The organism is Pontibacillus yanchengensis (assembly GCF_009856295.1).
GTDB lineage: Bacteria > Bacillota > Bacilli > Bacillales > BH030062 > Pontibacillus > Pontibacillus yanchengensis_A.
Genome location: NZ_WMEU01000006.1, coordinates 72204 through 91088, shown reverse-complemented (window position 1 = coordinate 91088; position 18885 = coordinate 72204). Strand labels below are relative to the sequence as shown.

Sequence of the window (18885 nt, the reverse complement as noted above, 5' to 3'; positions counted from 1 at the left end):
TCCTCCCTAACGTATAAATTTTGCTGATTCATACATTTGATCAGCTATCCAACGATTACGTTCATTACGGTTTTCTGTTATATATGATGTAAGCTTATTCGATACCATTGTTAAAAACTGCGAACGAATATTTCCTTTTAATAAGCTTGAACCTAACTGCTTGGCACAACGATCGACTGTCCAAATGCACTCTTCTACAAACGTCGTAGCTAAATTTACTTTTAAGTCCACTTTTGAATCACGATTTTCCAATGCCTTTTGGGCTCGTGCTACAACTGATTCAGCGGCATATAAAGAAATTGCTATATCAGCAAGTTTCATAAGTGTTTCTTGTTCTTCTTTGATATGCTCTCCATACGTTTCATAGGCAGCTCCAGCACACACTAGGAACATACGACGAAATGTTTTCACAGCATGGTTAAGTTGATCTATTGAGGTAGCACCTTCCAGTGAATCATCAAGTTGTAAGGCATACTGAGCTTCTTCTATGATTGACTGTATATCTACGTTCTCTTTGGCTATCTTCTTAAAAAAACCTCCAGGAATTAATAAGCGATTAATCTCATTGGTTCCTTCAAAAATACGATTGATTCTAGCATCTCGATAAGCTTGCTCGATTGGATATTCCTTTATAAAACCTGCTCCCCCATGAAGTTGAACGCCTTCATCAACGAGTTCATCCAACGTCTCGGAACCAATCACTTTACAGATTGCAGATTCGAGTGAGTGTTCATTCATTGCTTTGGCAACTTGTTTATGATCTTCAGAGTCATACATATCTTCTAGAGCTGATTCAACCAATCCTGCCGTTCTATACATTACAGATTCAGCAGCAAACAACTTGCTAGCCATGACCGCTACCTTTTCCTTACTTGCTGGAAAATCTGCTATACTCCTTCCAAACTGTTTACGCTCTGTAATTTGTCTTAAGGTAAGATTCATCACTTCCTTGGCAGCTCCAGTAGTCGCAAATCCTAAGTTAAATCGTCCAAGATTCAAAACATTAAGTGCAATAAGATGCCCCTTCCCGACTTCGCCTAGAAGATTTTCTCTAGGTACCTTACAATCTTCCATAATGACGGAGCAAGTAGATGACCCTTTAATTCCCATTTTTTGTTCCTCTGGGCCAATAGTAAGGCCAGGAAAATCCTTCTCTACAATAAAAGAGGAAAAATGCTCTCCATCGACCTTGGCGTAAACAATAAACGTATCAGCAAAACTGGCATTTGTAATATAAATTTTTGTACCATTTAATAGATAGTGCGTGCCTTCTTCGTTTAACACTGCTGTCGTTTTAGCAGATAAGGCATCAGAACCAGCTTCTGGCTCGGTAAGGCAATAGGCTCCGAGGTATTCACCAGATGCAAGCTTAGGGAGGTACTTTTCTTTCTGCTCCTTTGTCCCAAAGTACGTAATAGGTAGCGTAGCAATACAAGTATGATTACTATGGGCAACCGAATAGCCACTTCCACTTCCTAGCGCTTCTCCAACAATCCCTTTACTTACTTTATCTAGTCCTAGGCCTCCAAAACGTTCGGGAATACTATGACCAAGTAAACCAATACCCCCTGCTTCACGCATTAAGGAAGCTACTAATTCAAAATCCTGATTTTCGATTTGATTTCGCTTTGCATGTACTTCTTTTTCAATAAACTGAAGTGCTGTATTTTGAATCATACGATGTTCATCGGAAAGTTCTTCTGGTGTAAATACATCTTCTATCTCCACACTGGATAATAGAAACTGTGCACCACTAATCTTCCTGTCCACTGGATGCATAGCTGTTAACCTCCTTTATTAGTCCTTCTCGAGAAGAATAGAGCGGAACAGTCTCATACACATTCTCTCTAGCGACATAATGTAAATCCTTTTCCAATCCATAGTTCAGCAGCATTTCACCTACTTTTGATTGTTGAAACAAGGAAAACGCTGAATCTATGTACTGTTCATAGAATAACAATGCGGCCTTTGCTGAATCAGACATCTCCCATGAACCTTTACCTACCAATTTACTCACTAGTGCACCAGCACCGTAAAAGTCTTCTAAACAAAAGGAGCCTCCAGATCCTGCACAAACCAACGTAATGGTGTGGTGACTGTGTTTTTTAGTGAGCCATTCCGCTACTGCTTGAACATTAAGTAAGGATGCCATATAAATTGAAGAAGCTTGCTCTGATTTTTTAATGGCAACCGTTCCGTTTGTAGTAGAAAGAATGAGGCGTCGATTGTAAACATGTTTTTTTAGCCATAGCGGATTAGGGTGATGAAAATCCCGAATGGTAACTCCGTTATACTCACCTGATAATAGATAGGTAGCGTCAACTTGATCCGCAGCTTTCCTCTTCGCCTCTGCTTCATTCACTACAGGGAGGACATCCTTTGCTCCATTTGCTAAAACAGAAGTAATCGTAGAAGTGGCTAAAAGAACATCGAAAATGACAGCAACCGAATGATTCGTCCACTTGGTTGGCTCTATATCTTCTTTTTTGAATACAACTTGGATTTTACTCACACTAGATCCTCGCAGTCTGCTCAGCAGCATCTAGCAAATGGTTGACGAAATGGTTCATATAAGCAAACCGTTGATCATTCGTTTGTCCATTTTTGTAACGATAGTAGATTTGCTGGACAATCCCAGCTAACTTAAAGTAAGCAAAGGTTAAATAGAAGTCCATATGTTGAACATCTCGTCCTGATTTCTCGGCATATCGTTGTATAAACTCCTCACGAGAATAAAATCCATCCTCTACTGTTAAAGGTGGCTTCCCAAGTCCACGTTTTAATTCTTCTGGATCATCAGCTTCTATCCAATAGGTCATGGCAACCGCGAGATCTGCCATCGGATCTCCTATCGTTGTCATTTCCCAATCAAATAAACCAACCATTTTGGAATAATCATCTTCTGCAAACATCGCATTATTTAATTTATAGTCGTAGTGAATAACCGTCGCATCTGTTGAGCTGGGAATATGCTTCATTAGCCATTGTTTCACTCGATTTCCATTCTTCACATCATCTGTTAAAGCTCTGTCGAATCTCTTTATCCAGCCGTGTACCTGACGTTCCATAAATCCATCAGGCTTGCCCATTTCCTCAAGAGCTGTGCCACTATAATCAATAGAGTGAAGCTTCACAAGCTGATCAACCATCGTTTCAGAAACCGACTTGCCTAGTGAAGCTTTATCCTTTACATCTTCAGGCCATTCGGTATCCAACACAACGCCATGTCGACGTTCCATAATAAAAAAAGGGGCACCTAGAATGGAATCATCCCCAAGTAATATAGGCTTAGGTGCAACATCAAATTTATCATAAAGCGCTTTCAAAATACGGTATTCACGTTCCATATCATGCGCTTTAGGTGCTACTGGCCCTAATGGCGGTCTTCTCAGCACCCCTTCCCAATCACCAATCTTCAGTTCATACGTTAAGTTAGAATGCCCTGTGCCGAACTGACGAACTTCGAGTGGCGAGGAATCAAGAAATGGTAATTGTTCTTTTATGAACTTCTCAAGTATGTTTTTATCGACTTCTTCCCCTTGTCTCACAGGTATAGTGTCCTGCATTGCTTATCATCACTCCTCTACACATTCATTAAATAGTTTTCTAGATTCGCACGAACTTCATCCGATAGTTTTTCACTTGCTTGCTTATCAAAATTAAAGCAAACAATGGTAGACTCCCCTTTAGCAATGAGGTTTCCTGTGTCTTTATCTAATATGTTTTGGTCTAATTGGAAACTACTATTCCCAATACGGGAGATCATGCTTTCAATAATAAGCGTTTGATGAAAAAATGCCTGACTCACAAAGTCACATTTTGTAGAAGCTAAGACGTAATTCCACTTCTCCCCAATCACGGCAGCATCATAAAAGAACTGAATCCGTGCATCTTCCAAATAGACAAAGTAGTTTTTATTATTCACGTGACCTAACATATCCGTTTCACAAAAACGAACCACCACTTCATGCTTATGCATACACTATCACCTCACTATGAATGGATTTTTCCAGATTCATCATACTGATAAAAACCTTTTCCTGTCTTACTCCCAAGCTCTCCTGCTTCCATCTTTTCCATCATCGTAGTAGAAGGCTTATCTTCCACGTTCCCGGTTTCTTCATAATGTTGTTGCATAACATAACAACAAACATCAATGCCTGATAAGTCCATTAACTCAAATGGTCCTAGCGGATGTCCTAATGCTTTCTTAGTTATTACATCGATATCTTCAAAATTAGCATAGCCGTTCTCATATAAACTAATTGCTTCTCTTTGTATGGCAAATAATAATCGATTCGCTATAAAGCCAGATATCTCCTTATTCAATTGAACAGCAGTACGATTCATTTGCTCGCTTACTTCCATCGCAATAGATGCGGCCTCTTCTGAGGTATGATCACCTTTTACAACTTCAATACAATCCATCACAAGTGGTGGAAAGAAGAAATGCATATTACATATTTTTTCTGGACGGTTTGTTACATCCGCAATCAGTGAACTTACAATCGTTGAGCTATTGGTAGCTAAAATGGCATGACTAGGCGTAATCTCATCAAGTTTGGCAAACACTTCTCGTTTCACGGCAAGCTTCTCCACCACCGCTTCAATGACAAAATCAGCTTGATTACCTGCCTCTTCTAAGCTAGGTGTGAAGGATAAACGACTAAAAGCTGCATCCTTCTCTTCCTCGGAGATCTTCCCTTTTGTCACCCACTTGTTCATGATTCCTTCTAATGTTTCTTTTGCCTTCTCTAACGATGCTTCATTGATATCTTGAAGGTACGTTTGATATCCGCCCAAAGCACTTAGCATTGCAATTTGATGCCCCATACTACCCGCCCCAACAACAGCTACATTTCGTATAGTACTCACCTGTTTACTCCTCCTTTTTATCTCACATTTTGATTCCTTCAAAAATCATCGCCATATAAATATCCGTTAATTCTTCCTCCGTGACTTCACCATCAGGCTCATACCAAAAGTAACTCCAATTAGCTACGCCTAAAACAGCAAATGAAAGCATATCTGGCCTTAAATCTTTACGAAATTCCCCTTTTTCCATTCCTTGTTCTATAACATCTTGAACATTCCGTTGAAACTTGTCGCGTTTTGGTAAGACCTTTGCTAGATGATCATCACTTAAGTGGCGCATCTCTCGAAAAAACACCCGAGCACTTTGAGCGCCGGATTTTATATTACGAATGATCATACCGACGATGTCATAGAGCTTTTCCTGATTGGATGTTGTTGAATCATTCAGGATTGTTGCTTGCTGCTCTAATAAGCCATCAATAAATCTCAAGTGAATATGCATCAGCACATCTACTTTGTTTGTAAAATAGTAGTAATAGGTCCCTTTCGTCACCCCTAATGCGTTCGTAATATCTTGTATCGATGTTTCTCGAAATCCTCGCTCTCCAAAAAGTGCAATGCTTGTATTGATGATTTTTTCTCTCATGGCGAAAATCCCTCTCGTTTGTTGTATTAAGCGTGTGCGTGCATGCCACCATCCACCGTGAGTATATCTCCTGTAACATAATCCGACGCTTTCGATGCCAAGAATAATGCTGCTCCTTTTAGATCTTCTTCCCTTCCAAATCGATTTAATGGCGTTCTGTCTAGAATATAATCTCCTCCTTGCTCCAGAACACCTTTAGACATTTTAGTTGGGAAAAAACCTGGTGCAATGGCGTTCACGTTCACACCATATGGCCCCCACTTAACCGCTAAATCTTTGGTTAACGTAATGAGTGCACCCTTACTGGCATTGTAGCCAACCGTATCCATAAAGCGTGGATCTACTCCACCTAATCCAGCTACGGAAGAAATATTGATAATCTTACCCGATTTTTGCTCAACCATTTCCTTCCCAACAGCTTGGGCCATTAAAAACGTACCTGTCGTATTAACGTTCATTACTTTTTGCCATGCTTCTAATGGCATTTCCAAGGAAGGAGCTCCCCACGTAGCACCACTATTATTAACTAAGATATCAATGGATCCAAACATCTCTCTAGCTTTGGTTACAACTTGGTTTATATCTTCAGGATTGGTCACATCACATTCTAAAGCTAATGTTTCCACCTTATACTCTTCCTTTAGGCGCAAAGCTACTGCTTCACAAGCATCTTTTTTTCTGGAACATAGGACAAGATTTGCTCCGGCTTCCGCAAAGCCTTCTGAGATTTGTTCGCCTAGTCCTCTTCCACCACCAGTTACAATCGCTGTTTTCCCAGTTAAATCGAATAACTGTTTCACGCTCATTTCCGAATTCCCTCCTTTTGATGTTTCGCTAATTCTAACTTGGCCACTTGTCGTCTATGAACCTCATCAGGACCATCCGCTAACCGCAGCGTTCTTGAGTTTGCCCATTGGGCTGCTAATGTAAAATCCTCACTTACACCAGCTGCACCATGAGCTTGAATAGCACGGTCGATGACGTTCAAAGCAATATTTGGTGCTACTACTTTAATCATGGCAATTTCAGATTTTGCCTGCTTATTTCCGACAGTGTCCATCATGTAGGCAGCTTTAAGCGTTAATAGCCTTGCTTGCTCTATTTCTATACGGGAATCAGCAATCCACTCCCTCACCACTCCTTGTTCTGATAACGGCTGGTGAAAGGCTACTCGATTTTGTACGCGCTTACATAAATCATCAAGTGCTCTCTCTGCAGCACCAATCAATCTCATGCAATGATGTATTCTCCCCGGACCAAGTCGCCCTTGAGCAATTTCAAATCCTCTTCCCTCTCCTAAAATGATATTGTTTGCTGGTACACGCACGTTCTCAAAATCAATTTCTGCGTGCCCATGAGGAGCATGGTCATATCCATAAACCGGCAACATTCGGTTGATATTCACTCCAGGTGTATCAAGTGGTACTAGAATCATAGATTGTTGTTTATGGCGAGGTGCTTCTGGATCTGTCTTTCCCATGAAAATGGCCACCTTGCATCTAGGATCTCCTGCCCCTGATGACCACCATTTACGACCATTAAGAATATAATCATCCCCATCACGTTCAATCCGCGCCTCAATATTGGTCGCATCAGAAGAAGCAACATCCGGCTCTGTCATCGAAAAGCAGGAACGTATATCTCCTTCTAAAAGCGGTTCAAGCCATTGCTTCTTTTGCTCTTCTGTTCCATAGCGTTCAAGTACTTCCATATTTCCTGTATCTGGAGCATTACAATTAAATACTTCTGGTCCTATCAAACTTCGTCCCATTTCTTCACAAAGAGGAGCATATTCTAGATTCGTTAACCCTGCGCCATATGTACTATTGGGTAAGAATAAATTCCAAAGTCCTTCCGCTTTAGCTTTCCTTTTCAACTCTTCTATAATCGGAGGGACGTCAGAGAAACGTGTCTCTTGCTCCTGCAACTGTTGTTCATAAACACTCTCATTTGGATACACGTATTCATTCATAAAAGCTCGTATTTGGTTTATGTAGGCATTGACTTTGTCGGAGTAATCGAAATGCATAAAGTTCCCCCTTTATTCACTCACATACTAACCAGTTAGTATGTTACGTTTATTGTACGTTTATTATTCTGAAAATTCAAGTATTTACTTATGACTATATACAAATTCTGTATAAAAAAACGAATATCCCCGGTTAACTGGAATACTCGTTTTAGTCTTAGGTCTTCATTTACATGTATGAAGCATTATGAGGTTACTTTCTAAAAATCTATCATGTATGTTATGACAACTAGAATCATTTTGGTTCCTTTGTGCGCAAATGCTCTTTATATAAGGAAATTTTCCGTTCTAGCATTTCATCTGTCGTTTTCAGATTATGAATTTGTTCTTGAATGGAACGTTGATGGTTCTCTAATAATTGAAGACGTTGTAAGGAAGTATGTTCTCCTTCTAAATATAAAGTAGCATATTCCTTTATTTGAGTAATGGGCATTTGAGTTTCACGAAGTTTTTTTACAAAGTTAAGCCAATTGACATGGGCTTCCGTAAAATAGCGAATTCCATTTTTGTTTCGATCCGGTTCGATAATTCCTTCTCTTTCATAATACCGTAATGTGTGTGGCTTTATATCCAGTTGTTCAGCTACTTCACTGATACTATACATCTTATCTCCCCTCGTTTTGTACTATTAGTTTCGACTAGCATTTTTGTCAGTTAACATATCCAATTACATATTAAGAACAAAAAATTTGCCTTAAAGTAAACTTTAACCTTTATGATTTAAGCGTAACATACAATAAATCATTTGGAGGAATTCACATGAAGTACACGGTCATTACTGGAGCAAGTTCAGGAATAGGATACGAAACAGCCCTGGCATTCGCCTATCTAAATCTGAATGAGAATCATAATTAGAAAAATGGAAGTTCCTAGTCCCTCCTTCAGGATTAAAACCTAGCAGAATTGCAATACCTTCTAATAGCGTAGATTTTCCCATCCCATTTTCACCAATGATATATGTAACATTCGGGTGAAATACCACTTCTTAAAACTTTTGAGTAACAGGAAGATTTAATGGAAAATGATGAAACGACATAATCTTTTCATGTTTAAGATTTAATGTCTTCACATAACGTGTATCTTGAGTTAATTTCATCTCCTTTGCACCCCTACCACTGAAATAAGATAACTACTATATCCTACACTATACCTTCTTTCTTTCCATATTGGAGCAATGCTTCATATGGGTCCCCTTCCAGCTCTAATACCTTACAAAAAGCTGGCTCCGTTTTGTATCCCTTGGTTTTCAGATTGATCACTTGTGCACGAATATGAGGGGTTTTCCCCATAATATAGTGTTCAATGACCATATGTTGAAAGGCAGGCTGGAGGTATGAGGGGACAGATTGACCAAATAATTCAAACTCCAAGCCTTCCCAAAAGAAGTTCACTTTAACGGAATCAATCCCCTTTACAGTAAGTCGCTTGACTCTAAAACCCTTCCTCTTCTTATAGAGATGTACAACCATTTGTTCAAAAAGATCAAAATCCTCAACTTCACAAACAATATCAAGGTCAGAAGCTTCTACATCAATCCCGATTGGAATCGTTCCACAAATAATTGGATGAAAAGCAGACAAATCACGGACTATCCCCAACTTACGAATTGCTTCATAAGCTTTCTTTTGTTTCTCATTCCCAATTTGTAACTTTTTCAAAGAATCAAAGTACATCAGTACCTAGTCCCCTATCGTTAAAAAGATAACCCATATAAGCCTAACCTCTCACCACTTATCATGATTCTACTGTTGCTTTAATCACAAACCGATATTGATTCACATCAACATATCCTTCTGACAAAATCGTTTTATGTATAGCATATAATTCATCCTTATAGTTCTAAACTAAAAAGTCAGGGATTTGCCATGGAATGGCTTTTAAATAGAAATCCAATGCACCTATATCAATTTATATACCTCCTACATTAAATATCTTATAACTGAAAAGTATCTTGTATCTTTTTAGCTACTTCATTTGAAGATAGGTTGGTATTGTCTATCCTTACATATTGTTCCTTTTTGATTTCATCAGGATTAGAATTCAGCCGGTGTTCTTGCATAGTTGTTTTTAAATTATACTCTGATTGTTCAATATTTCGTTTCGTCGGTTTATGTTCCAGGCGATGTGGGTGCTTGTTACGGATTAACCGTTCATCTAGCTCCGCTTCTAATTCAACAAAGTACACCGTTCCACCTCTTAACTCAAACGTTTCATTGACACTCGTTACAAAATCCCAATCAGCTTGTTGATCGAATGCCCAAACATACGTGAAGATTAGCCCATATATATCACTGTTTGCTACGGACGTAAAAATTTCTCGGCGGAACAAGTCAGAAAGTCTCCATGTCTCTTCTTCAAACCCGAAAAAGGAATGAAGCAAATCAATCGTCATATGATTATGAAACAATTTAAGATCCGTTAATTTTTCTAATTCTTGTCCAACTGACATCTACTGCCTGAGGACCAAAGATAAGTACAAATTTCATGATATATTCCCCCTCATTCTCAGGATAGATTAGTACATTTTTAGTTAGATAGAGTACGGTAATAGAATTTCTCGACTCTGAATAGTTTTTGTAGTCCATATCCAACAATCGTTCCCACTCCATTTAATAAAAGATCATCAACATCGAAAGAACGCATATTAAGAGGTATCTGAATCGTCTCGATTATAAGAGATAAACCTACTCCGAAAAGAATTACCTTACCTAAGGAGGATAACCACTGGTATTTTAATGAAACAATGAAACCTAATGGAATAAATAATAGTATATTGCCACCAATATTTCGTAATGGCACAAGGTAATAGGAATGAGATAATTGCTGTTGGATGGTGGCAAAAGGAACTAGATTAATATTGGGAGAGGGAGAGATGCTGGTCATACTTCCAATATCTAAAGGGAACATTGTTTTAGATATAATGAACAAGATACTTGCAAAAAACAACGTATCTACACATGCATCTTTGTAGCTGATCTCTCTACTTTTTCTAAAAAATTGAATGAGCTTCACTAAAATCCATACCAATGTAATCAAAATCCCTGGTAGTAAAAAGTTAATTCTCATAACGTTTCACCTCTTATTTTAAGTTCAGAAATATAAACCAAAATATACCAGAACAAAAGAATGACGTAAAGGTATAAAAAAGTCGTAGCAATTAACCAACCCTTAAAAATGGCTATGCTTAGGTGTACTAATAAAATACAAAAAAATCACCCTATTATAAGGATGACCCCACACATATATGTTTTTGTGTGCAACTTCACGATATACGTGATACCCTTGCCGTTCATAGAACTGTTTCGCTTCTTTATTATCACACCAATAATCCAACTCAACAAAAGAAACATGTTTTGAAATGATGAACAGACTTATTTAACTGGGCAATTATGTCATTACTTTGGGGTTCACGAATTTGAATGTTTTCACCTTCATTCGCATTATTGTTTTAACCATATGTTTTTTCCTTCTTTATATTTTGCATAGCTACGCGGTTAGTGACGTACAAACTGCTGCCCACGAGGACGTAGATACTTTTTTAAAAAAATAGGACTCACCCTTTAGGATGAGCCCTGTATGATAAAAACTTCTTAATACAAAGTGAACTAATTCTTTATCCCATATCTTCTGCCTGTTCATCGGCGTAAGTTTGTTCACTTGGTCTTTCTCCTCTTCTTAGCTCTCGTATAGACAATCCAAAGTCCATTTGTAAATGGGGATAGTCCTTAAATGAAGGCCAATCTCCACCCCATTCAAATCCTAAATCCTTTGCTATACGAGCTACTTCCATCCAATCAGCTTTTCCATTGCCGTTCCCATCATGTTCAATGTCCCAGATCACTTCCCCATTATCCAGCTTTAAGGCATAGTCAATTGCCAATCCATAGTTGTGATAGGATTCTCCTCCACGTGCATGAGTGACAATGTCTCCTTTGTCAGAACGTCCTTGGGCATAAAGTTTGTTTTGCTCTTTTTTTGTTCGAATTCCGTCTGTAATGACAATATCGATTCCTTGTTCTTCAGCTAATTGTTTTAATTTTTCTTTTGCCTTCTCTACTTCAGGATGAAGCTTTGTAGGTAGAGGAACATCTTCCTTCACCTCTTCTTCATCATTAATAATAGTAAATGATGATGATGAGTTCGTATCTATTTCAGGGAGCAAGACCATAAAAATAACGACAGCTCCTACAATAAATAAGAGTAATGCTAATAGATTTGACAGTATTCTCAAGGTGTAGACCCTTTCAAATAAATATTCTAGTAAATATAGATTATCATATGACTAGATATATAAAAATCAATTTGAATGGTATTCAGCACACTCAGTTAAACAGAGTTACCTCTTCTATTTATTCATCCCCATACCAACCACTTAATCTGAATACAACACCATCTCACTTAGTACCGTCAGTATTTCCGGGTTTGAAAGTGGTGTTATTTGAGCATCTATTATATGAATAGGAGCTGCTATATTTAAAGCATTCATGTCATCAGGGAGCTGTTCTATTTCTTCTTCCAAGGCTTCTAATCCATATTCCAAAAAAGTATTCGTTTCATTGTTTTGGAAAAGAATCACCCTGCCTTCAATCATTGAGGAATGGGTAAAGATAACCAACGTGTCTTCCCTATTTACCAAATCTGGCTCTGATAGTTCTCCTCTATCCAATTGGTTCTTAATCTCTACCATATGCGTCAAAATGGACTTTTTGTGATCCATGGCATACATCATATTCTCATCAAAATTCCTCCACAACCTCTATGTTTCTATTCAAAAAGAGACGTAGATATTGATTTACGAATCTTCTCTAATAACGTTCCTTATATTCTCCTGAATCATTACCACTTCCGTCTTCATATCCATAGGTTCATAGCTAGAATCTATACATTCCTCCCAATACTCTAAATGCAGTCGATCAATATCATGGTGAGAGTCTTCCACATAAGTTCCACCTTCACCTTGAACAGAGTACCAATACAAGAATTCGTCTCCGTTCACCACCTCGCGAAAAATAGTCTCTACAAACATTTTTTCATTTCCAAGTGTAAGAAGAACTTCATCCATCCGATTGTGCAGTAGTTTCATCCACTCATCAACTTTATATGATTTCCCCTCTTTCACTTTAACCCTAGTAAGTTCAAGTTCAACCTTCATAACCATTCCACCCTTATTCCATTACTCCATGTTATAAACACTTAAAATATATACACCACGCACAGTTAGATAGCCTCAATAAATGCCTTCACCATTTGATTGTATAGCGGAGGCTTATCCATATTTGCAGTGTGACCTGCACCTGGTAATAAACCTACCTCAATCTCTGGATTGCACTTATGCATATAGGAAGTTGCATAAATTTCATGCTGCTCGTTACTACCATTTAATAATAAGGTTGGTACTGATAAAGATTTTATCTTCTCCTCTGTAACAGATGGATAGTGATAGGTCATCGTATGTAAGACACGTTCTAATGTAGTAAACCACTGATTCCCATGAGTTTCCTCAAAATAGGATGCTATTTCCCTGTCATGCTCTTTTATATTCATAAAGTATTCATACTGTTTATTCATGACTTCCTCAAGTGACTCCGATATATATGGAGAATAGCCTGTTAGAATAATCCCTTTCACTAAAGTTGGTTGTCGTAAAGCAGTATGAATGGCAATCGATGCTCCTAATGATAACCCCATTATAAATCCAGAACCATGCGTTTTGATATACTCCATAAACCATTCCACCACATACTCAAAATACTCTTTATTTGATAGATGGTGATGAACATTTGTTCCATGCCCAGGTAAATCTATTGCTTCTACATTATATGTTTGGTTAAAGTATTCTACTTGATCAGAAAAATGCAGATCACCTGTACCCATGAAACCATGTAGCATATATAATTTTTCAGTCATTTCTCTTCCTCCATGTTTAACTATTCTTTAGATATTGCATGACGTAAATCCTCAAAAAATCCCTTATTTGTTGGCAAAATGGGCTCAGGAAGTTGAGCAAGATCAAAAAACCCCACTTGTTCACTTTCCACTTCATCAGCCAATGGGCTTCCCGTATAAGAAGAGGAAATAAATACTACATTAACAAAGTAAACCTCATCTCCATTTGGGTATATATGATGTTGTTGCTCACCTGAATAAACCTTAAAAAATTCCATATCATGAATATGAAGTTTCGTTTCCTCATAGACTTCCCTCATGGCCGTTTCTTCAACACGTTCTCCCATTTCAACAATCCCACCAGGTATACACCAGTGCTTATCTTCCATTCGCTTCATTAATAAGATTTCTTTCTTCTCATTTAGCACCAATACTCCAGCAGCACCTAGCTGTAATGGTCTAGTTCCTACTAACTTTCGTAATTCTTTTATGTCGTTCACTGACTCACTTCCTTTAAAAAGATATTTTATTGTACTAAAGTTAGCGAAAACCTGTTGCCATTTATTCCGTTTGCTCTCTAAAAAACAAACACACAAGAGTTACCATCGCAACCATTGTGGTTCATGTTCCATTGTAAAAACTTCGCCCTGTTAGGCTTTTGTATGCAACCTATTTTTTCTACCTACCATTACATCTTTCCCCATCGCTTGTTACTTCACTTTTGCATACACACAAGTATCCGATAAAGTTGTCCCATCTACAGAGAGGTCATCATTTCTTAATACTCCTTCTAGTGTGTAGCCTAACCTTTCAGGAACAGCTCGAATTTTCTTATTTTCATAGTCACAAAGAATGGCCACTCTTCTGCAACAAAGTTCATCAAGAGCAAATTCAGTTAGCTTTTCAATTGCTTCTGTTACGTAGCCATTACCACTCATTTGGGTATTAATCCAGTAGCCTATTTCTAGTGGAACGTTCCAGTCTATATGACGAAAACCTGTAGAAGCTACGAATTCTCCAGTTTCTTTTAGAAATACTAAATATCGCAAATGTTCACGCTTCAAAAACTTAATATGCGCTTCTCTATTATTTATCTCTGTATCCTCCACCGATGGAATAGGACTTGCAAACCCCATCCATGGTTGCAATTCTTGCAGCGATGCTCGAATAGCCCCGTTTACAACTTGCCCATCACCCGGGTAGGGCATGCGTAACTGTAACCGATCTGTTTCAAGTTCCGTTGGGATGTCTTTTTAATATAGGATTCATCTCCATAACCTCTCTTCTTTCATTTGCTAATGTGTTTCTCATCATCCAGTGACACACATCCATCCTCCATCCCTCAGAAAATCATTTCGTGTCAATGGCTGGTTCGTAAGTAATTGTCTATAGGATGTAATCGTTCCATCGTGTGATACGATATAAATTCTTTGTTGCGTTTGTTGTTTACACCATTCTAGGAAATTCTCGGCTAATTCTCTAAATTCCTTTTCAGTTAAAGTATTTATCCCTTTCCGCCACTACTTGCTTGATTCATCTGATATCAACTTAAAGTCTGGAAACTCATTCTTGATGTGCTCAGGAGATTTCAACATATCACACGGAAGTGTTCTCCCTTCAGGTTTTTGTGGAAACATCCTAGGAGCAACTGAGGGATGGACAACTTTTTTACAGGGTACACCCTCACTTAGTATGGATGCGGTTTGTAATGTACGTGTAGTCGGGCTAGCAACAACAACATCTTCCTTTGTAATAGGGAGATATTGGCGTATATGGTTAATTCTAATAAAAATAAACTCCATATAACCACCTTTATTTGCATATATGTTACGTAGACTTAGAAGATTTTTCAAGTAAAATAGATTGCTTTTCACTTATAGATGTAAATGCTCTCGTTTGGCTAAAAAACCCTAATACGACCAGCAATAATACAACAAAAAATAAATTTCTGCCTCCTAAGGCTGATAGTATTCCACTGCCTAATAATGGTCCTACAGATCTTGAGATATCCCAGTGCAGACCGAATAATGCAAAATATCTCCCTTTATGATTCACAGGTGCTATGTTGCTCACAAGACTTTGCATATGATTAAGGACCATAATTGACCCCATACAGAATAGTACTTGTGATACAATTAAGCCTACAATATTGTGAAACACTCCAAAGCCAATAGCCGCAACAGCATAGAGTCCATAACCAACTTGAACCATAAAGGCTGACGAGAATCCAGCTGTACGGTTAATGAGGTAGACTTCAAATAGGATAAAGACGATAGTTCCAATCGTCTCAAGTAAGGAAAACACAAATAAATAGTTGACGAGATTCTCTTTTAAGTACACTGGCCAATTGGTTTCCATTTGGGCATGAAAAAAGCTAAGTGGGAGCATACCAACTGCGAACCAAACGAGCAATTTGTTATTCTTCAACTTGACTTTATAATCTCTAGTTTTTTCCATCGTAGTTGGAATGGATTCTGGTAAAAATGCAATGGCAATTAGTAAGTACACCAGTATCAAACTTGCCATCATAAGAAAAAGGAACTCCTGATTAAATTGGAACAACACCGCTCCGACTATAGGTCCTCCTAATGCTCCTATACTCGAAGCTGTACTTAATATAGCGAACGTTTCTGCTTGCTTTGATGCTGGGATAATGTCAGCGATTTGGGCTCTTGCTGCAGGAATGTAAACAAACCGCCCGATCCCATTTAAGAAGGAAAATAACACATATAACCATGTATGCGTTGCAAATGCAAAGCCTCCTATAGCGATAATTTGAAAAGCCAGCGATCCTAGCATAATGGGTCTTCTTCCAATACGATCAATCCATCCACCTAAAAGGAAGGTAAATAAAATTTCGGTAAATGGCTGAATACCGATGACTAGTGTAACTATCATTATATTCTCACCAAATTGTTCATACATATATAACGTTAAAAAAGGTAATAAAATAATGGAGACAAAAGAGGTAATAGCATGACCTCCGACTTGTATCCAAACAATGCGATGGAAGTTTTTAAGATAACCAATCATTAAAAAATCCCTCCTGTTCTTATATCTGGTAAGAACAGTTTACATAAGAATGGATACTAGAACTCATTATATCTTGCTCACTATTAAGTAAATCTTGCTAAAGGAGGTGTGAAGTATGGAAATGAAGTTAGATCTCGAACACACCGGAGTATTACTTTTCGACCTCCAAACAGGAGAAGCAGATGAGACTCATACCCATGATCATTTTCAACTGAGCGTTCCTATGTCTGGAAACTTGCTAACCTATCATAATCATAAGGAACAGAAATTGGAGAGCGACCAATCTTTACTAGTACCTCCTGGAGACATACACCAGCATGAGGCTTATCAAGATCAGAAAAGGATCATGTTAATAAGTTTCAATGAAGAAATCGTAAAAAACGTGTATGAAACTAAAACAGGAGATAAACTTCACTCCATTGACTTCTCCCCAATACAACATGTGTCAACTAACCTAGTTAACAAAGCAAAATCAATCATTCAATCCGCTTCTTTCCAAGGTGTTGAAGAAGCAATGACATTAGAAGAAGAGTTCACTTCAGCCATATTAGATTACACTATGGGATCGCATTCACAAGGATGGCATCGTAATCCACAACTAAATCACACTAACGAACCTTATATCGTAAATTTGTTAATAGAATTCATACATGACCAATACCATGATCAACTTTCATTAGAAGTTATGGCCATGCACATGAATATGAGTAAATATCATCTCCATCGCACATTTACGAAACATATGGGTGTAACCCCAGTGAACTATCTGCATCAAATCCGATTAAAAAAAGTTGTATCATTGCTACTTCAATCCAGATACGACATCACTCAAGCAGCATTCGAAGTAGGTTACCGTTCTATCAGTACATTTAATCGTACTTTTAAAAACTTTTATCAACAAACTCCCAGTCAGTATGTAAAAGAACATCGTTTTTAATAATTTTTATAACGGTTAGCTAACTAGACAGAGATAAAGGTCTTGTCCTCATGCACCTCAAAAAATTCCTAACCACGTTTATGTGGTTAGGAATTTTTTATGGTAATCGCCATTATTTGATTAGAAATTCTTCTTTTAATAAGTGCTCTGCCTGTGGGAAAGAAAGCCCCAATTTCCAGCCGCCCATGCCAGCTATATCATATTTCTTTATCAATCGATATTTCGCTAAGATGGAACGTGCATCTTCGAACCACACTTCATGCTGAACACCATTTGCATCTTTATACATAAAGTAAGGCTGGTCGGTCTCATTATTATAATGAATAACAGAACCATGCTTCACTGCTACATTGATTGCATGTTGCTGCGAATAAGCACGTGCATTTTCACTATTCTCATGAAGGGTCCAATCATACGCATACATTGGCACACCTAGAACAATTTTTGATTTAGGCACAACAGATATCGCATACTCTACCGTTTCCTTTATTTCACCAATCGGAGCAATGGGTCCAGCAGGTCCCCCAGCCCAGTGCCAATCATACGTCATTAAAAACAAGGAATCAGCATAAGTACCAAGCGTTTTATAATCATAAGCAGCATGATAGGCAGGATAACGATCTCCTTGCATAGGTGGTAAAGCAATTGAGATTTTCATATCTACTGGATGAAGCTTTGCGGCCAATTCTTTAATAAATGTATTAAAGTGTTGACGGTCCTTGGTTTGAAGACCTTCAAAATCAATAATCACTCCTTTTAATTCATTTTTATGGAGTACAGAAAAGATATTGTTTATTAATTGTTTTCTAACCGTTTGATTACCAATAACCTTATGAGCTAACTGATCATCAAACCCTTTAGAGCTTAAATTAGTCACCGTAGCATAAGGAATCATCCCCTTATTCCATACAGTGGTTATTGCACTTTCTCCATGTAACGTACTGAGGTTACCTTGTTCATCAGGATGATATTCAAAAAATCCCACACTGGTAAGAATATTTTGGTATTTACCTAATAAATATTTGTTCGATTGCTCGTCTTTTGGTATGAAAAATGCACCAATGAATGTATCTTCTTTAGAATTGGTAGGAATCGTTAATTCCTGACCTGGTTGAACTACATTCGTTTGTAAGCCATTTAAGGATTTGACCTCACCTAATGAAACGGCATGACGTTTCGCAATTTCCCATAAACTTTCGCCGGGTTGAACAATATATTTCTTTCCAGGGAGAACTAATGATTGACCAGGAATAATTTTCTCTTGATTCTCTAACCCATTTATCTTTGTGATTACTTCTGATGAAGTTCCATATTCTTTTGATATCGACCACAAGCTTTCCCCATTATGAATGACATGTATAACACTAGCACTACTTATAGTGGGGAACAAAAGCATGCAGATTATGAAGAAAAACAAGAACTTTGCTTTTATCATTTTTACACTCCTAAACGTTTTAAGTAAGTAACCTTATTATCTCTTTCCTCACAAAATATATGTAGAATGTTTCAAAGTTGCAAAAATGAGAATCTCATCCGTAT

20 protein-coding genes and 3 pseudogenes are annotated in these 18885 nt (G+C 37.9%); 1 reads left to right on the top strand and 22 read right to left on the bottom strand.

Annotation, left to right across the window (positions count from 1 at the left end; genetic code table 11):
• Positions 1-6: 6 nt before the first annotated feature.
• The 21 genes and pseudogenes from GLW08_RS16795 to GLW08_RS16700 all read right to left on the bottom strand — a co-directional run bounded on the left by GLW08_RS16795 (position 7) and on the right by GLW08_RS16700 (position 16409).
• Positions 7-1779 (bottom strand): acyl-CoA dehydrogenase family protein, encoded by a 1773-nt coding sequence (locus tag GLW08_RS16795; protein WP_160849809.1) that lies wholly within the window; start codon positions 1777-1779, stop codon positions 7-9.
• A complete protein-coding gene (locus GLW08_RS16790) occupies positions 1754-2512 on the bottom strand; it encodes a 2-phosphosulfolactate phosphatase (protein ID WP_160849808.1) in 759 nt (252 codons plus the stop codon). Before GLW08_RS16790 ends, GLW08_RS16795 begins: the two co-directional genes overlap by 26 nt.
• A gap of 1 nt (position 2513) precedes the next feature.
• Complete coding sequence (locus tag GLW08_RS16785) at positions 2514-3566, bottom strand: phosphotransferase family protein (protein WP_160849807.1); 1053 nt, start codon at positions 3564-3566, stop codon at positions 2514-2516.
• Between the two features lie 17 nt (positions 3567-3583).
• Positions 3584-3979, bottom strand: a complete 396-nt coding sequence (locus GLW08_RS16780; RefSeq protein ID WP_160849806.1) for an acyl-CoA thioesterase — start codon at positions 3977-3979, stop codon at positions 3584-3586.
• 14 nt (positions 3980-3993) lie between these two features.
• Complete coding sequence (locus GLW08_RS16775; RefSeq protein ID WP_423808700.1) at positions 3994-4875, bottom strand: 3-hydroxyacyl-CoA dehydrogenase family protein; 882 nt, start codon at positions 4873-4875, stop codon at positions 3994-3996.
• A 22-nt stretch (positions 4876-4897) separates the two neighbouring features.
• A complete protein-coding gene (locus GLW08_RS16770; protein WP_160849805.1) occupies positions 4898-5461 on the bottom strand; it encodes a TetR/AcrR family transcriptional regulator in 564 nt (187 codons plus the stop codon).
• 26 nt (positions 5462-5487) lie between these two features.
• Entirely contained in the window at positions 5488-6267 is a 780-nt protein-coding gene (locus GLW08_RS16765; RefSeq protein ID WP_160849804.1) for an SDR family oxidoreductase, read from the bottom strand.
• Positions 6264-7490: an acyl-CoA dehydrogenase gene (locus GLW08_RS16760; protein WP_160849803.1), complete on the bottom strand. Its 1227-nt coding sequence runs from the start codon at positions 7488-7490 to the stop codon at positions 6264-6266. The genes GLW08_RS16765 and GLW08_RS16760 overlap by 4 nt, the downstream gene beginning before the upstream one ends.
• A 235-nt stretch (positions 7491-7725) precedes the next feature.
• The gene (locus GLW08_RS16755) at positions 7726-8094 is read right to left on the bottom strand and encodes a MerR family transcriptional regulator (protein ID WP_160849802.1); all 369 of its coding nucleotides are present in this window, start codon (positions 8092-8094) and stop codon (positions 7726-7728) included.
• 225 nt (positions 8095-8319) lie between these two features.
• Positions 8320-8586, bottom strand: a pseudogene (locus tag GLW08_RS21700) (AAA family ATPase); the annotation flags it as partial.
• Positions 8587-8629: 43 nt separating this feature from the next.
• Positions 8630-9163 (bottom strand): DUF4269 domain-containing protein, encoded by a 534-nt coding sequence (locus GLW08_RS16745; protein WP_160849800.1) that lies wholly within the window; start codon positions 9161-9163, stop codon positions 8630-8632.
• 61 nt (positions 9164-9224) lie between these two features.
• A pseudogene (locus tag GLW08_RS21980) lies at positions 9225-9395 on the bottom strand (SAM-dependent methyltransferase); the annotation flags it as partial.
• A gap of 28 nt (positions 9396-9423) precedes the next feature.
• A pseudogene (locus tag GLW08_RS16740) lies at positions 9424-9976 on the bottom strand (shikimate kinase).
• 40 nt (positions 9977-10016) lie between these two features.
• Entirely contained in the window at positions 10017-10556 is a 540-nt protein-coding gene (locus GLW08_RS16735; protein WP_160849799.1) for a VanZ family protein, read from the bottom strand.
• A 547-nt stretch (positions 10557-11103) separates the two neighbouring features.
• Positions 11104-11721 carry a M15 family metallopeptidase gene (locus GLW08_RS16730; RefSeq protein WP_237458488.1) on the bottom strand — a complete coding sequence of 206 codons (618 nt, stop codon included), beginning with the start codon at positions 11719-11721 and terminating at the stop codon, positions 11104-11106.
• A 141-nt stretch (positions 11722-11862) separates the two neighbouring features.
• The gene (locus GLW08_RS16725; RefSeq protein WP_160849798.1) at positions 11863-12207 is read right to left on the bottom strand and encodes a hypothetical protein; all 345 of its coding nucleotides are present in this window, start codon (positions 12205-12207) and stop codon (positions 11863-11865) included.
• 75 nt (positions 12208-12282) lie between these two features.
• Entirely contained in the window at positions 12283-12642 is a 360-nt protein-coding gene (locus tag GLW08_RS16720; protein WP_160849797.1) for a DUF6176 family protein, read from the bottom strand.
• A 65-nt stretch (positions 12643-12707) separates the two neighbouring features.
• Positions 12708-13397 (bottom strand): alpha/beta fold hydrolase, encoded by a 690-nt coding sequence (locus tag GLW08_RS16715; protein ID WP_160849796.1) that lies wholly within the window; start codon positions 13395-13397, stop codon positions 12708-12710.
• 20 nt (positions 13398-13417) lie between these two features.
• Positions 13418-13876 carry an NUDIX domain-containing protein gene (locus GLW08_RS21975; RefSeq protein ID WP_160849795.1) on the bottom strand — a complete coding sequence of 153 codons (459 nt, stop codon included), beginning with the start codon at positions 13874-13876 and terminating at the stop codon, positions 13418-13420.
• 210 nt (positions 13877-14086) lie between these two features.
• A complete protein-coding gene (locus tag GLW08_RS16705) occupies positions 14087-14584 on the bottom strand; it encodes a GNAT family protein (RefSeq protein ID WP_337193956.1) in 498 nt (165 codons plus the stop codon).
• Positions 14585-15203: 619 nt separating this feature from the next.
• A complete protein-coding gene (locus GLW08_RS16700; RefSeq protein ID WP_160849794.1) occupies positions 15204-16409 on the bottom strand; it encodes an MFS transporter in 1206 nt (401 codons plus the stop codon).
• Between the two features lie 115 nt (positions 16410-16524).
• On the opposite strand from GLW08_RS16700, the gene GLW08_RS16695 reads away from it, so the two are divergent.
• Positions 16525-17346 carry a helix-turn-helix domain-containing protein gene (locus GLW08_RS16695; protein ID WP_160849793.1) on the top strand — a complete coding sequence of 274 codons (822 nt, stop codon included), beginning with the start codon at positions 16525-16527 and terminating at the stop codon, positions 17344-17346.
• 112 nt (positions 17347-17458) lie between these two features.
• On the opposite strand, the gene GLW08_RS16690 is transcribed toward GLW08_RS16695, so the two are convergent.
• Positions 17459-18781, bottom strand: coding sequence for a glycosyl hydrolase family 18 protein (locus tag GLW08_RS16690; protein WP_160849792.1), 1323 nt, complete (start codon positions 18779-18781; stop codon positions 17459-17461).
• Between the last annotated feature and the right edge of the window lie 104 nt (positions 18782-18885).

Bases quoted from the DNA above. Each gene is read 5' to 3' on its own strand.
- GLW08_RS16795 (WP_160849809.1), bottom strand. From the start codon at position 1,779: ATGCATCCAGTGGACAGGAAGATTAGTGGTGCACAGTTTCTATTATCC.
- GLW08_RS16785 (WP_160849807.1), bottom strand. From the start codon at position 3,566: ATGCAGGACACTATACCTGTGAGACAAGGGGAAGAAGTCGATAAAAAC.
- GLW08_RS16780 (WP_160849806.1), bottom strand. From the start codon at position 3,979: ATGCATAAGCATGAAGTGGTGGTTCGTTTTTGTGAAACGGATATGTTA.
- GLW08_RS16770 (WP_160849805.1), bottom strand. From the start codon at position 5,461: ATGAGAGAAAAAATCATCAATACAAGCATTGCACTTTTTGGAGAGCGA.
- GLW08_RS16765 (WP_160849804.1), bottom strand. From the start codon at position 6,267: ATGAGCGTGAAACAGTTATTCGATTTAACTGGGAAAACAGCGATTGTA.
- GLW08_RS16760 (WP_160849803.1), bottom strand. From the start codon at position 7,490: ATGCATTTCGATTACTCCGACAAAGTCAATGCCTACATAAACCAAATA.
- GLW08_RS16755 (WP_160849802.1), bottom strand. From the start codon at position 8,094: ATGTATAGTATCAGTGAAGTAGCTGAACAACTGGATATAAAGCCACAC.
- GLW08_RS16745 (WP_160849800.1), bottom strand. From the start codon at position 9,163: ATGTACTTTGATTCTTTGAAAAAGTTACAAATTGGGAATGAGAAACAA.
- GLW08_RS16735 (WP_160849799.1), bottom strand. From the start codon at position 10,556: ATGAGAATTAACTTTTTACTACCAGGGATTTTGATTACATTGGTATGG.
- GLW08_RS16725 (WP_160849798.1), bottom strand. From the start codon at position 12,207: ATGGATCACAAAAAGTCCATTTTGACGCATATGGTAGAGATTAAGAAC.
- GLW08_RS16720 (WP_160849797.1), bottom strand. From the start codon at position 12,642: ATGAAGGTTGAACTTGAACTTACTAGGGTTAAAGTGAAAGAGGGGAAA.
- GLW08_RS16715 (WP_160849796.1), bottom strand. From the start codon at position 13,397: ATGACTGAAAAATTATATATGCTACATGGTTTCATGGGTACAGGTGAT.
- GLW08_RS16705 (WP_337193956.1), bottom strand. From the start codon at position 14,584: ATGCCCTACCCGGGTGATGGGCAAGTTGTAAACGGGGCTATTCGAGCA.
- GLW08_RS16700 (WP_160849794.1), bottom strand. From the start codon at position 16,409: ATGATTGGTTATCTTAAAAACTTCCATCGCATTGTTTGGATACAAGTC.
- GLW08_RS16695 (WP_160849793.1), top strand. From the start codon at position 16,525: ATGGAAATGAAGTTAGATCTCGAACACACCGGAGTATTACTTTTCGAC.
- GLW08_RS16690 (WP_160849792.1), bottom strand. From the start codon at position 18,781: ATGATAAAAGCAAAGTTCTTGTTTTTCTTCATAATCTGCATGCTTTTG.